This is a genomic window from Ruegeria sp. AF1 (genome assembly GCF_056542125.1).
Genome location: NZ_JBQFZG010000029.1, coordinates 1 through 13,513 on the forward strand (window position 1 = coordinate 1; position 13,513 = coordinate 13,513).

A 13,513-nucleotide genomic window follows, 5' to 3' on the forward strand; every position below is an offset into this window, starting at 1 on the left:
CAAAGACTGGAGACGCGTGGCAACCCGCTACGACAGGTGTCCCAAGGTCTTCCTCTCGGCCATCGCGCTCGCAGCCGTCGTCATCTACTGGTTATGAATCCTGACCCTAGGAACCGATGTCGGAGAGAATGCGATTGCCCTGTAGCAGCCTAAGTTGAGGATTGTAATAGTAAGGGAAATTGATCTGAATTAAGGCGAAAGCGCGCCGCAGGTGGCAAAATAGCTCATTCAGAAAATGCGGAGGAATTTTCGATGCCGACAAAGAAATCCAACACAAATAGCCCGACCTCACTTTTGGATGTTTTCAAGCAAATGCAGCCGCCCATTTCTGGCAATCCGGCCTTCGGTGCCCAGATCGAACAATTTTGGGACGCGCAAGAGAAATTGCTCGAAGAAACCGAGGCCTTTGCGCAGCATTGGTTCGAACGGCGTCATGAGGCGGTCCGGACGGCTCTAAAAGCTGCACGCAATGTGTCTTCCGCGAACCCGTCCGATCCTTCTAAAGCCTTTCAGAGCATGGCGGAGTGGCAGCGCCATTCGGCGGAGCGGTTGGTTGCTGACGCTCAGGAATGGTTCGAAACCGTGTCCCGTTGTGCATCTTATGTCGCTGAAACCGAAGTTGAAGCTGTTGAGAAAACAGTTGATGATGTTGTAGCCGCTACAAACGGCGCGGGGAAATCTTCAAAGTCTGAGCCTGTGTAGGTTTCCTGCTGCCGAGGAACCAAACTGGAATCATTGGAGCAGTAGATAGGAGGTCAAATGTACAAGAATATCCTGATCCCGGTTGCTCTGGACCAAGAATACGACACACAAGCGTCGTTTGAAGCCGCGCGCCAATTGGCTGATGCGGACGCTGTATTCACTGTGATACACGTCCAAGAGCCAATTCCGGCGTATGTAGGGTCTCAGATTCCCAGCGAAGTACTTGCCAATACGCGGCATGAAATCCTGGAAAACCTGCATCAAACTGCTTCTGAAATTTCAGGCGCGAAGGCTCGGCTCATCTCTGGGCACGCGGGTAGGGCTATTGTAGACTTCGCAAATGAGAGCGACGCGGATTGCATCGTCTTGGTTTCGCACAAGCCTGGTTTTGAGGACATATTCTTAGGTTCCACTGCGAACAGAGTCGTGCATCACGCAAGGTGTTCGGTTCACGTAATTCGTTGATCCAAGGTTAGCGACACAACCATATAACTGTATTCTACCGTAGGCTACATCCTATCATCCCGAACCAAACGCCATCTCCATTTTTGTATCGATAACCAAAAATGGAGTTGGGAAATGTCACAGTTTCGGAAACTGATTTCTCTTAGAGGAACGTATCCCTCCACTACAGCATCTACTCAAGATCTCTTTTTGCGTGCAGCTGACTTCGCAAGACGCAAAGACCACCCACTGTGGATCGATGTGAATGGCGTTTCGAAGGCATACGTTGCATTTGAGCAGGCTCTTGAAGTTGCATTGATAAATGCAGCCTGCGAGACAAATGAAACTAGCCCAGAGAGATTACGCAAATTCTTCGGCGATTTCGTTTCGAAATTTGCCTTGGCTTGCCCTCGCGGGGAAGAGTTTTTGCCCGACATCGCTCGCGTCCTTTTTAAAGATAGCGAACTTAAAAATTCATTGGCTGCAACAGCTATATTGAAAGTTCGCGGCCGCGATTGCCAATTTCAGGAAGACTTTCATAGCGCCGGGCGCCAAGTCTATGGGGGCTATGATCCGCAGTTCGGACAGTGACGCAAGCGATGCAGTCTCTGGAACTACCTGCAAGTTACGTCGATTTATGGGTCACAATTTTATTGAAGCCGTTACTAGTGCGTTTCCAGACGGTTCAAAAGGGCTGAACCGCCTCGGTTTTCCCGGAGACCGATTACTCTGTTTCAGGCGACTTTATCGGACTCATTGCACTGTTCATAGAATGTCTCCTCGGCTTCTACTGGCGAGATGTTTCCGATGGGTTGCAGCAGGCGGCGGTTGTTGAACCAGTCGACTCATTTGAGGGTTTCCCATTCGACAGCATCGGCGGTTTTCCACAGCCCTAACCGGTGGATGACCTCGGCTTTGAACAGGCCGATGATCGTCTCCGCCAGAGCATTGTCGTAACTGTCGCCGACGCTGCCGACCGAGGGCTCTATCCCGGCCTCGGCCAGCCGCTCGGTATAGCGGATCGACACATATTGGCTGCCCCGGTCGCTGTGATGGATGAGATCGTCACATGGTCGCCGTTCATAGAGCGCCTGTTCGAGGGCATCCAACACGAACTGGGTCTGCGGGGAACGTGACGCTCGCCAGCCAACGATCCGGTTGGCGAAGGTGTCGATTACGATGGCCACACAGACAAATCCCTGCCAGGTCGAGACATAGGTGAAGTCACTGACCCGGAGCGTGTTTGGGGCCGGTGCCCGGAATTGCCGGTTCACTTTGTCGCGCGGGCATGGCAGTGCCTTGTCCGGCCGCGTTTTTTTCTGGGCCTTGCCGCGAACAACGCCCTGTATGCCCAACTGTCGCATCAGCCGTTCCACCGTGCAGCGTTCCACATCGAAGCTTTCGCGGCGCATCTGATGCCAGACCTTGCGCACCCCGTAGACCTTGAAGTTCTGATCCCACACCCTGTGCACTTCGCGCCGCAGGACGGCATCCCGTTTGGCGCGATCAGATGCACGATCCGGATCACGGACAACGGCCAGATGGTCGTAGAAGGTCGAAGGGGCGATCGGCAAAACCCGGCAGATCGGCTCGACCCAATACTCGGCCCGGTGATCGCCCCCTCTCGGGACATTGCGTCCCGCAATGCCTAGCCGGGCAGTGGATTAACCCGATCATCGTTTCAGTGGGCGGTCGAGCTCAGCCTGAGCAAGATACGCGCTGGCCTTTTTTAGGATCTCATTGGCCTGACGCAGCTCCCGCACTTCGCGTTCCAGTTTCATGATCCTGGTCCGCTCTTCCGACGTCACACCATCCCGGTGGCCAAGGTCAGTTTCCTCCTGCTGAACCCAACGCCGCAATGTGTCCCGGCCACAGCCGATCTTCGGCGCAATCGCCTTGATCGCTGCCGCCTGACTCTCATAGCTGCCTTGATTGTTAAGCACCATCCGCACGGCCCTTGCGCGCGTCTCAGGTGAATAGCGGTTCGCTCTGTTGTCTCTTTCCATGGCTCCAATCCTTCCTCGATTTGGAGCCTCCGGAAAACCCGGAGCAGTTCAACGGTCGGCTAGTCGAATTGTAGAACGGAGCAAGGTGCCGACGGATATCAGACAGTTCGACGAACCGGTCTATACCTCGAAGAATATGGTCTTGCGGAACATGATCCTCAATCGAGAATTCGTAGAACAGTGACCCTTGTGTTTGCTGCCTTGGCCCCTTCATCGCTCATTCCCCCGTTCAGTACGGAAATTGAATCAGCGATTTGTGCGTCAATCAACGAATAGTTTTTCGCCAGAATAAGCCCAAAACCTACACTTTAGGTTCAGTGATTAAGAGTTCGTTGCGATGTTCCCTTCCATCCTTAATTACAAAACGGATGACCGACGGGACAAAACTAGATTCAGTTAGGTTTTACACAATCCAGAATTTTCTGAGCAGCTAACTGAACCGACTTTCTCAACCGCATGAACTCTGAGTTCGCAGCCAGCCGGGCCTTTAGCTCCGCGTCCCCAAGTAGTCGGTTAATCGCATTCTCCAACTGCTCCGGCGTCCAATCCCACCGATTTAACCTGAGTCCGACACTGGTTTCAACTGCTCGCTGGGCGTTATCGTGCCCGTCCCAGCAATAGGGGAGGATCAGCGACGGGGCCCCGAAATACAGCGCTTCGCAAAAGCTGTTGTTACCGCCGTGGTGAATAAACAGATCGCATTGTTCAACCACGGAAGGCTGCGGGAACCATTCCTGCAGATGAACATTGTCTGGTACTCTGGAATAGGCATCGATCTGGGCCCCGACATTGACCAGAAACCTCATGTCCATTGTCTTGAATACGTCGAACAGGCTTTCAAAGAATGTGACATCCATAGCACCCAGGCTACCAAAACTCACATACACCAGAGGCCCGTCGTTACGGGGCATCTGAGGTACACGGTAGGGACCTTCTTGGCGTACGCAGCCTTCGAGGAAGGTGAATTGTCCAGGACTCAGCGCCTGATCACGATCGTGGCGAATTATCGATGGCGCCAAAAGAAGGTTTTGATGCGGTGATGTTTCTAGGAACTCACCATTAGGCAATAGCTCAAGTCCCCGATCCTGGCGAAATTTGTTGTAGCGAGCATGAATTGGGCCAAGGGTCTCCAGGTACTGGTCCCGGAATGCCGCGCACCCGGCCACGTCAGATGCCGGCAGGCCGGACAGGTACGGCGGTAGGCAGTTGTCTGGCAACTCGGTTTCCGCGCATGAAATGACCCTGACCCATGGGCGCTCGGATCGTACGATGGCTGGGAACATGATGACGTTGTCGAGAACGACGACATCCGGGTTGATCCGCTCTAGCGCCGTTTCCAACCCCTGCTCAACCGATTCCGCAGTCTCGACGATTGCGCTCCAAACGGGCTCTACATAGGTGGCCAGTTGGTCAGTTGGGAGCATGCTAAAATGCGGTAGGTGATGACTCAGGAATTCCTGCCAATAGGTCTGGGTTTCCTCTTCTGTCAACTTTGATTGAACTGGGACGGCGAACTCGTCAAAACCGTAATCTGCGAATACGCCACCAAAGCCACCGTGGGTCAGGAAAACGGGGAGTGCGCCCATTGCGCGAAGCTCCTGAGCGATCCCCACACAATTCAGTGCAGCCCCAAAACTAGCTTCAGGGAAAAAAGCGATTAAAGGTGCTTCCTCGCGGTTCATCATTCACTCATCGGATTGACCCGCGGGTCGCTTGGACAAGCGCCGGCGCGCCACGATTGGCGACGCTGGGTCTTTGGTTCATTGAAAGCCGCAAATGAACCCTCATCTGATCCGCCGCAAGATCGAAATGACCCTGCTCGATGAAATCAAGTATGCGCAGATGTTCCTCAAGCGCCTGCCTCATCCGAAAGTCGATCATACCGAACGATCCGCCTGGCAGGTGGCGCAACCCATGGTGGGCAATGAGAGCAGAAGCTAGATACTGGTTGCCGGACGAACGAGCGATAAGCTTGTGAAAGGCAAGATCCGCGTCTTGGAATTCCTGGCTGTTGAAGGAGTTTTCCGACTGCGCCAGAAGCGCTTCGGTTTGGGTGCGGACCAGATCGGCGCGCTTGGTGTCCAACTTGAAACCGTCGGACAGAATGGCCTGCGGTTCCAGTATTAGACGAAATTCGTAGCTCTCAATCCGTCCTGAACGGTCTCCTGGCATGCGAGTGAACACCCAGGATTGGCCTTCGGCTTTCTGAATCACGCCTTGGGCTAGGAGAGCTTCGAGCGCACGCTGTGCAGCGCTGCGTGAAACTGAATATCGCCGGATCAGGTCTGTGACATTGATGGCGCCGTCCAGGCGTCGGGCTCCGCGATCTCGTAGGATGTCACCAGCGAGATCGGCACCTGCTCCAACCGAATGCTGGTTTAGTATCGAATGCCCCTTTTCGGGTTCGCATTCTAGGACAAACCCACCTTCTGCCGCTTTGCGTGCCATCCCCTCTTTTTCCAGTAGCCTCAATGCGGATCTAACTGGAGTGCGAGAGACGCTGCACGAATCAGCAAGGGTTTTTTCCACCAGCCTGTCGCCCTGATGCAAGTCGAGATCCATCGCAACGTCCAGTATTTTTTGAGCAAGTTTCAAGTGTTTGCTTGGCGACATAACAAGGCGGCTTTCGTCATTCTTAATTAATATACAATAAAAACGGTACTTTAAATGTCTTCATCGGGCCACACAAAAATGATTCAAAAAATTGTTGAGTTTTATTTAATCAAAAAATACCGTGATTGCATCACATATCTCGCCCCAGAAGCGAGCGCGGATGTCAAGGGAGGAAGACATGACCAACAAGTTCACCAATTCGTTCCGTTTGCCATTTGCTTGGCTCACAGCCGGGGCGGTCTGCGCTCTCAGCGTATTCGCCGGAGCGGCCCAAGCAGAAAAAATCGTGATCTCGAACTGGGACGGTTACATGCCGCCGGACCTGCTGGAGAATTTCACCAAGGAAACCGGTATCGAGGCCGAGCTTTCGGTGCATGGCACCAACGAAGAAATCATGGGCAAAGTCGTAGCCGGTGGGGGCAAGGGCTATGACGTTCTTTTCGTCTCGTCGCCATTTGCCGAAGCATTAAACAACTTGGGGCTGGTGGCTGCTATCGACCACGATAAGGTTCCGAATGCGTCCAACTTGTATGACGAAGCTAAAGAACTGGCTCATGATCCGGGCAACAACTATTCAATGCCATACGCTTGGGGCACGACGGGCTTATGCTACCGGTCAGACCTGATGGCAGAACCGACTTCGTGGAATGATCTGCTCAAACCCTCTGACGACCTGAAAGGCAAAGTGACAATGCTCTCGACGGATCGTTGGCTGATGGGAGCTGCCGCGCTAGCCCTCGGAAAGTCGCTGAACGATACGTCGGATGAGACGTTGGCGGCTGCAAAGGACCTGCTGGTTGCGGCGAAGCAGGATCTGCTGGCCTACGACGATGCAACTTTTTATCTGAAGTTGGTATCGGGCGAGGCAACGATGGTTCACGCCTGGGATGGCTGGTGTAACTACGGCATCGGTGAGAACGCAGACATCAAGTATACGATCCCATCAGAAGGATCGGATCTGTGGGTAGATGCGCTAGTCATCACGGATGCATCTGAAAACAAAGACGCGGCGCATGCCTTTGTGAACTATGTCTTGGGCGCGGATGTCGGTGTCTGGGTTGCCAGTAATATCCTTTACAAAACGCCGAACAAGGCTGCGATGGAGGCGCTGGACCCGTCCTTGATAGAAACCTTCCCGAACATGGGAATGTCGCCTGCAGACCTTACCAAGTACGAGCAGTTGCGCGATCTCGGCAACGGCCAGAAACCCTTTGCACGTACTGTGACCGAAATTATGGCCGCACAATAAGTGATCAAACCCTGAGCAAAACCCGACCCGAACAAAGGGTCGGGCCGATACGATATCACTCCACAGATTGCCAAGTATATGACCAATCGACTGAAATCGGTGATCTTGCTGGGGCCGGGCCTGGGTTGGCTTGCACTTCTTATGGTGGTGCCGTGTGGTCTTATTTTTACCTATGCGTTCTTTGAACGCGGTATCTATGGCGGCATCGACTACGTCTTTACGTTTGAAAATTTTGTGCGGGCCGCCGACCCACTATACCTCGGAATCTTCCTGCGCTCGGCCAAGATTGCATTTCTGGCCACCATAATCGCGATCCTCATCGCCTATCCGGCGGCCTATGCCATCACGCTGGCGCCGCGCCGTTGGCAGACCGGCTTGCTGATCTTGGTGATCCTGCCGTTCTGGTCCAACTACCTAATCCGCACTTACGCCTGGATCGTGATGCTGAACCGCGAGGGCTTGATCAATAATACTCTCCAGGGGGCAGGCTTGATCGATGAGCCGCTGTCTCTGCTATATAACAATTTCGCGGTGATCGTTGGACTTGTCTACAACTACACACCCTTTGTGGTTCTGGCGATCTATTCATCGCTGAGCCGCATAAATGTCGAAACCATAGAAGCCTCGGAAGATCTTGGAGCGCCCGCTTGGATCACTTTCTACCGGGTGATACTGCCACAGACCGTTCCCGGCATCGCGGCAGGTGGTGTTTTTGTTTTTGTGCTGTCGATCGGCAATTTCATAACGCCCGATTTGCTTGGTGGCGGGCGACTTCAGATGGTTGGAAACCTGATCTATGACCAGTTCCTGAGCGCCCGCGACTGGCCGTTCGGAGCAACGCTGTCGATGTTCCTGATTGCGATTATGATGGGGCTTTTGTTCGCACAGGCGGTATTGGCCAATCGTGCAGCGGGACAGAGAGGGCAGGACTGATGCGGGGCCGATCCAACATGGGCCTGAAGCTGCACCTGGTATTGTTTTATACCTTTCTCTATGTGCCGATCCTTGTGCTCATGGCGCTAAGCTTTAACCGGGCCGGACTTCCAACTGTATGGACCGGGTTTTCGTTGGAATGGTACGGCAAGTTGTTTGCCGCGGAACCAATACTGTCGGCGGCGCGCAACACGCTAATCGTGGCCTTAATCTCGACCGTTCTGGCGACAATAATCGGCACGCTTTTGGCGGTCGGTGTCGAAACACGGCGTAATTCTTCAGTTCTAGACGCGGTTCTGTTCGCGCCGATGATCATCCCGGACATAGTTTTGGCCATCGCACTGTTGTCCTTTTTCACTCTGCTCAACATGACGCTCGGGCTTCATTCGATCATTCTGAGCCATGTCGTGTTCAACATTGCGTTCGTTGTCGCCGTGGTGCGAACGCGGATGCGCAATTTCGACCATTCGATACTTGAGGCCAGTGCCGACCTTGGGGCCAGCGAATTCACCACCTTTCGTCGCATTCTGCTGCCCGCCATCGCGCCGGGGGTTATTGCTGGGGCGCTGCTGTCTTTCACCCTGTCTGTGGACGAATTCATTATTGCCTTTTTCACCGCCGGTGCCGGGCAATCCTCGACCACGTTGCCGATGCAGATCTACGCAATGATCCGCTTTGGCGTAACGCCGGAAATCAATGCGATGGCTACCATCGTCATGTTTGTATCGTTCACGCTGGTCTTCTTCGCGCAGCGTGCCGACAAAGAGGTTTTCAGCCGATGAGCCAAGCGATTCAACTCAGGAATATAACCAAGAGATACGGTTTGGTGACTGCGATCGACAACGTTTCGCTGGATATTCGCGACAACGAGTTCTTTGCACTTCTGGGCCCATCGGGTTGCGGCAAGACCACACTGTTGCGGACACTGGCCGGGTTCGAAACACCACAGGAAGGACAGGTAATCGTTGCCGGGCAGGACGTGACAAATATACGCCCCAGCAAGCGGCCCCTGAACCTGATGTTCCAGTCCTATGCCTTGTTTCCGCACATGAGCGTCGAAAAAAACATCGCCTATGGGTTAGAAATGGAGAAATTGCCCAAGGACGAAATCGCCACGCGAGTGGCCGAGGTTCTGGAAAGTGCGAAGCTGTCGGGCTTTGCCGGGCGCAAGCCGGATCAGCTTTCCGGTGGGCAGCGACAGCGGGTTGCTTTGGCGCGCGCGCTGATCAAAAGGCCAAAGGTCCTGTTGCTGGATGAGCCCCTTTCAGCTCTGGACAAGAAACTGCGAGAAGAGATGCAGCTGGAGCTCAAACGGTTGCAGCACGAGGTAGGGATTACATTTCTGATTGTTACCCATGACCAGGAAGAGGCCTTGGTCATGGCCGACCGGATCGCTGTCTTGCATGACGGTAAGCTGGCGCAGGTCGGTACTCCTCACGAGCTCTACGAACAACCCGGATCGCGCTTTGTTGCAGATTTTATCGGCGTGATGAACTTTCTGGACGGAAACGCCGTCGACGGCGGTGTCGATGTCGACGGGGCGGGAATGCTGAGGGGTGTTTCCGAGCTGCGCGGTGCTGCCACAATTGCTGTGCGCCCGGAACGGGTCAACCTGATGCAGACCGCCCCTCAAGATGGACGCAACTGCCTTCCCGGCATTGTCGAAGAAGTCGCCTATCACGGGTCAGACCTGGGTGTGCATGTACGCGTTCGCGGCGGGAGGAGCATCCTTTCCGCCCGCGTGCCCGCCAGCCAAGCCGACCGTGAAAGTATCCAGCCGGGTCAGGATGTCCACTGCGTATGGGACGCCAAACATTCCCGCATCCTGCCCAACTGCTAAGCCAAATCTAACCGGAGACCTACAATGTCACAGAAAACCATCGCCTTCTTCCCCGAAGCTGCCTTTGGCCCTGCGCTGAATTCGGTTGGCATCGCGCAGGCCTGCGAGAAACTGGGCCATAAGGCCGTATTTCTAAGCGATCCCGGCTTTGTCGAGGTATATGAAGGTTATGGGTTTGAGGCGCATCCTGTTGCCCTGTCCGAGCCGATGGAACCCGAGGCGATGGCAAAGTTCTGGGAAGATTTCATCAACGGTCACATCCCAAATTTTCGCAAAAGCCCGATTGACCAGATCGATAACTACGTAAAGGATTGCTGGGAGGCGATCGTCGACAGCGCAAAATGGGCGCAAAAAGATCTGCCCGAGGTACTGGCAAAAATCAAACCAGATATGATCTGCGTGGATAATGTCATTATGTTCCCAGCCATCAAGCAGTTCGGCGTACCGTGGGTGCGGATCATCTCATGTTCCGAAAACGAAATCCCAGACCCGATTGTGCCGCCGCACTTATCGGGCTGCCGGGTGGATGACCGCGAGGGCATGGAGGCCTATGAGGCAAAGTTCCACGAGGTGATCAAGCCGATCCACGACGACTACAATGCGTTCCTGGCCAGATGCAACGAAGATGCCTATCCGATCGGAGAGTTTTTCGAAGCGTCGCCCACAATGAACCTTCTGCTTTATCCCGAGCCGGCAAAGTACGAACGGCAGAACCCACTGGACCCGAACAGGTTCCAGTATCTCGAAGGTTGCGTACGCGAAGAAGAACCCTTTGAGGTGCCAACGTTTAAGTCCAACAATGACAAACCACTTCTCTATATATCTTTCGGGTCGCTTGGTGCAGGTGACACCGACCTGCTAAAGAGGATCATTTCGACCATTTCCAAGTTGCCCTACCGGGCGCTCGTAAATGTCGGGGATTACATGGACGAATACACAGACATTCCCGACAACGTGCACATACAGAGCTGGTATCCCCAGCCTTCGGTAATTCCGCAGGTTGACGCGGTGATACATCATGGCGGTAACAACTCGTTCACCGAGTGCCTGTATTTCGGTAAAGCAGCAATCATCATGCCCTATGTCTGGGACGGCCACGATAACGCCACTCGTGTTCAGGAAACAGGCCACGGATTCGGGTTTCACCGATACGACTGGACCGATGATGAATTGGCTTTTGCCCTCGACAAATGTATCAACGATCCAGGAATGCAGGCGAAGATGGCGGCAACCTCTGCTCACATGCAGTCACGGCATGGTCCGACCAAGGCAGCTGGCATTCTCGACGACATCCTGAAAGCCGCGGAATGAGCAGCGCCCCGCATCTTTCCGAAATCTCGACCCGCACCGACCTTACGGACTGGGGGTTACAGCCGGACATGATTGAAGGCCAGTCGCATTCATCGGGCTTGCTGGTTCACAAAGGCCCGGACAATCGGCCGGAGATCGGCGCATGGGTCTGTACTCCAGGCCGTTGGCGCCTAACGATCCCGCGTGACGAGTTTTGCTATTTTGTGCAGGGCCGTGCGCTGTATCAGTCGGATGCAGGCGAAAGCATCGAAGTTACGCCCGGAACGGCCGTACTATTCCCCGCCGGTTGGGTAGGGGAATGCACGGTCGTGGAAACATTGCGCAACACTTACTACCTAACGGATCGCGAACCTGAATCATGACCACGCCAAGTATGCAAAACCCGCTCCAGCAGACTGACCTTGTCGATTGGGGGGTAATCCCGACGATGATTGAAGGGCAATCCCGCACGTCGGGAAAGCTGATCCACAAGGGGCCTGACGGCCGGTCCGAATGCGGCCTTTGGGTCTGCACTCCCGGTAAGTGGGAATGTCACGTCACCAAGGACGAGTTCTGCCACTTTCTGGAAGGCCGCTGTACCTATGTCCATGAAAACGGAGAGGTAATTGAGATTACGCCCGATACGGCGGCCTTTTTTCCGCAGGACTGGAAAGGCGTATGCACTGTCCACGAGACGGTCAAGAAAGTGTACATGATCCGCTAACGGCGCAATGCCTGTTAAACAAGGGGGCTGCCCAATGCGTGACCCGTTCAAATCCAGCTACTACCTAAACCCTAGGCATGTCCTATTGGAGGGTAGTGGGACCACGCTAGTCAACCCGTCTACCTTGCAGCCCGTCGGGGTTTTTGGTGAACCGTCGCCGCAGATCGTGGACCAGGTTCTGGATCGGGTCAATGCGGCGCAAAGGAAATGGTCTGCAACGGACTGCAAGTCTCGCGCGCGGGTATTGCATCAGATCGCCAACGAGATCGAAAGCGGCGACATGACTGAGGTCGCCCGTTTGATGACATTGGAAACGGGCAAACCTTACCCTGAATCGATCGGCGAGATTGCGAATATCCCGCCGGTTTTCCGGTACTATGCCGAGATGGCGCGCAATGACGCGGGCAAGATCGCGGGCACCATGCAAACTGGATCTTTTCAGTATCAGACATACGAGCCCTACGGCGTGTCCGTGCATGTGGTTCCATATAATTTCCCCCTCATTCTTGGCTGCTGGTCGATGGCCGCATCACTTGCGGCAGGTAACGGTGTTGTGTTGAAAGCCTCACCCGCAGGAACTTTGTGCACGATGGCGTTCATGGAGTTTTTTCAGGCGCTGCCTCAAGACCTTATTGCTTGCCTGTCGGGCGGGGCAGACGTGGGTAAACAGTTGATTGCCAGCCCCAAAACCCATGTGGTCGCCTTTACAGGGTCCGTGCCGACAGGTCGTGCAGTCGCAGTGGCCGCAGCAGAGAGTCTAAAACCGGCAATTATCGAGGCTGGCGGGAGCGATCCACTTATCGTCAGTAAACACGCCGACATCGCGGTCGCTGCTGCCGGAGCAGTGACTGCTGCCTTTTTGCAGTCGGGTCAGGTTTGCACATCGTCTGAACGGATTTTTGTGGTCGATGATGTATATGACGATTTTGTCGACGAGTTCGTGGCCAGAACCCGGAAACTGCGCATCGGCGACGGCATGGGGGTGGCGGAAATTGGACCTCTGGCCTCCAAGGAAGCGCGAGATAAGGTCGTGCGGCTGGTGCGCGATGCAACGGAGAAAGGCGCGGTGGTTGAAGTAGGAGGCTGTATCCCGGATGATGCAGGGCCAGGTTGGTTTTTCGAACCAACGATCCTGACCGGCGTGACGGCGGACATGTTGCTAACTCAGGAAGAGGTCTTTGGGCCGGTCGCTTCGGTCATTCGGGTTAGCGACTTTGACCAAGCACTTGAACTGGCAAACGCGTCGCAGTTCGGCCTTGGCGGATGCCTGTTTACCAGCGACTTGGAGGAGGCATTTCAGGGGGTGAATGAACTACAGGTGGGGATGGTTTGGGTCAACAACCCGCTGGTGGACAACGATGCCTTGCCTTTTGGCGGTATCAAGAATTCTGGACTTGGACGCACGCTAGGCCTTCAGGGACTCGAGGCATTCAGGCGATCCAAGATGGTCGTGATCGACCCGAAGGCGAAGGAGGCGGACTGGTGGTATCCATATCCCGACGACTGGTTCTATTCAGATGACGTACAAGGCGGGAGAAAGCACACCGGCTAGGGTGATCGGTGCGACCTGATCGACTCTACAACGGATGATGAGCTAACGGCAGCTATGTCGAAGGTTTTTCGATGCGGGCCGCGGCGCATCGTTGGCGTTCGTGTGTAACCCGGCCCGCGTTGAATAACCTGACAAGGAGGAAGCCGCGGTAGGCTGGGCG

General features: G+C 54.5%; 13 protein-coding genes and 3 pseudogenes. 12 read left to right on the forward strand and 4 right to left on the reverse strand.

Annotated elements, in window-relative coordinates; all coding sequences use genetic code 11:
• The 4 genes and pseudogenes from ACR0BK_RS19900 to ACR0BK_RS19915 all read left to right on the forward strand — a co-directional run.
• A pseudogene (locus ACR0BK_RS19900) lies at positions 1–97 on the forward strand (IS5/IS1182 family transposase); the annotation flags it as partial.
• A 155-nt stretch (positions 98–252) separates the two neighbouring features.
• Positions 253–702, forward strand: coding sequence for a phasin family protein (locus ACR0BK_RS19905; RefSeq protein ID WP_480556014.1), 450 nt, complete (start codon positions 253–255; stop codon positions 700–702).
• Positions 703–759: 57 nt separating this feature from the next.
• Positions 760–1,167: a universal stress protein gene (locus tag ACR0BK_RS19910; protein WP_480556015.1), complete on the forward strand. Its 408-nt coding sequence runs from the start codon at positions 760–762 to the stop codon at positions 1,165–1,167.
• Positions 1,168–1,281: 114 nt separating this feature from the next.
• Positions 1,282–1,737 (forward strand): hypothetical protein, encoded by a 456-nt coding sequence (locus tag ACR0BK_RS19915; RefSeq protein ID WP_480556016.1) that lies wholly within the window; start codon positions 1,282–1,284, stop codon positions 1,735–1,737.
• A gap of 143 nt (positions 1,738–1,880) precedes the next feature.
• Here ACR0BK_RS19915 and ACR0BK_RS19920 read toward each other — a convergent pair.
• The 4 genes and pseudogenes from ACR0BK_RS19920 to ACR0BK_RS19935 all read right to left on the reverse strand — a co-directional run bounded on the left by ACR0BK_RS19920 (position 1,881) and on the right by ACR0BK_RS19935 (position 5,765).
• Positions 1,881–3,152 (reverse strand): annotated as a pseudogene (locus tag ACR0BK_RS19920) (IS3 family transposase).
• Positions 3,153–3,204: 52 nt separating this feature from the next.
• Positions 3,205–3,366: pseudogene (locus ACR0BK_RS19925) on the reverse strand (transposase); the annotation flags it as partial.
• 178 nt (positions 3,367–3,544) lie between these two features.
• Entirely contained in the window at positions 3,545–4,834 is a 1,290-nt protein-coding gene (locus ACR0BK_RS19930; protein WP_480474648.1) for a nucleotide disphospho-sugar-binding domain-containing protein, read from the reverse strand.
• 7 nt (positions 4,835–4,841) lie between these two features.
• Positions 4,842–5,765, reverse strand: a complete 924-nt coding sequence (locus tag ACR0BK_RS19935; protein WP_480474650.1) for a GntR family transcriptional regulator — start codon at positions 5,763–5,765, stop codon at positions 4,842–4,844.
• Positions 5,766–5,943: 178 nt separating this feature from the next.
• On the opposite strand from ACR0BK_RS19935, the gene ACR0BK_RS19940 reads away from it, so the two are divergent.
• The 8 genes from ACR0BK_RS19940 (at position 5,944) to ACR0BK_RS19975 (ending at position 13,353) form a co-directional block, all read left to right on the forward strand.
• Positions 5,944–7,014, forward strand: a complete 1,071-nt coding sequence (locus ACR0BK_RS19940; protein WP_480556017.1) for a polyamine ABC transporter substrate-binding protein — start codon at positions 5,944–5,946, stop codon at positions 7,012–7,014.
• Between the two features lie 78 nt (positions 7,015–7,092).
• Positions 7,093–7,947, forward strand: coding sequence for an ABC transporter permease (locus ACR0BK_RS19945; RefSeq protein ID WP_480556018.1), 855 nt, complete (start codon positions 7,093–7,095; stop codon positions 7,945–7,947).
• Positions 7,947–8,729, forward strand: a complete 783-nt coding sequence (locus ACR0BK_RS19950; RefSeq protein WP_480556019.1) for an ABC transporter permease — start codon at positions 7,947–7,949, stop codon at positions 8,727–8,729. The genes ACR0BK_RS19945 and ACR0BK_RS19950 overlap by 1 nt, the downstream gene beginning before the upstream one ends.
• The gene (locus tag ACR0BK_RS19955; RefSeq protein WP_480556020.1) at positions 8,726–9,787 is read left to right on the forward strand and encodes an ABC transporter ATP-binding protein; all 1,062 of its coding nucleotides are present in this window, start codon (positions 8,726–8,728) and stop codon (positions 9,785–9,787) included. The genes ACR0BK_RS19950 and ACR0BK_RS19955 overlap by 4 nt, the downstream gene beginning before the upstream one ends.
• A gap of 24 nt (positions 9,788–9,811) precedes the next feature.
• Positions 9,812–11,098 (forward strand): glycosyltransferase, encoded by a 1,287-nt coding sequence (locus ACR0BK_RS19960; protein ID WP_480556021.1) that lies wholly within the window; start codon positions 9,812–9,814, stop codon positions 11,096–11,098.
• On the forward strand, positions 11,095–11,460 hold the full coding sequence (locus ACR0BK_RS19965; RefSeq protein ID WP_480556022.1) for a cupin domain-containing protein: 366 nt from the start codon (positions 11,095–11,097) through the stop codon (positions 11,458–11,460). The genes ACR0BK_RS19960 and ACR0BK_RS19965 overlap by 4 nt, the downstream gene beginning before the upstream one ends.
• Positions 11,457–11,801 (forward strand): cupin domain-containing protein, encoded by a 345-nt coding sequence (locus tag ACR0BK_RS19970; protein WP_480474664.1) that lies wholly within the window; start codon positions 11,457–11,459, stop codon positions 11,799–11,801. Before ACR0BK_RS19965 ends, ACR0BK_RS19970 begins: the two co-directional genes overlap by 4 nt.
• A 34-nt stretch (positions 11,802–11,835) precedes the next feature.
• Positions 11,836–13,353, forward strand: a complete 1,518-nt coding sequence (locus ACR0BK_RS19975) for an aldehyde dehydrogenase family protein (protein ID WP_480556023.1) — start codon at positions 11,836–11,838, stop codon at positions 13,351–13,353.
• The last annotated feature ends 160 nt before the right edge of the window (positions 13,354–13,513 follow it).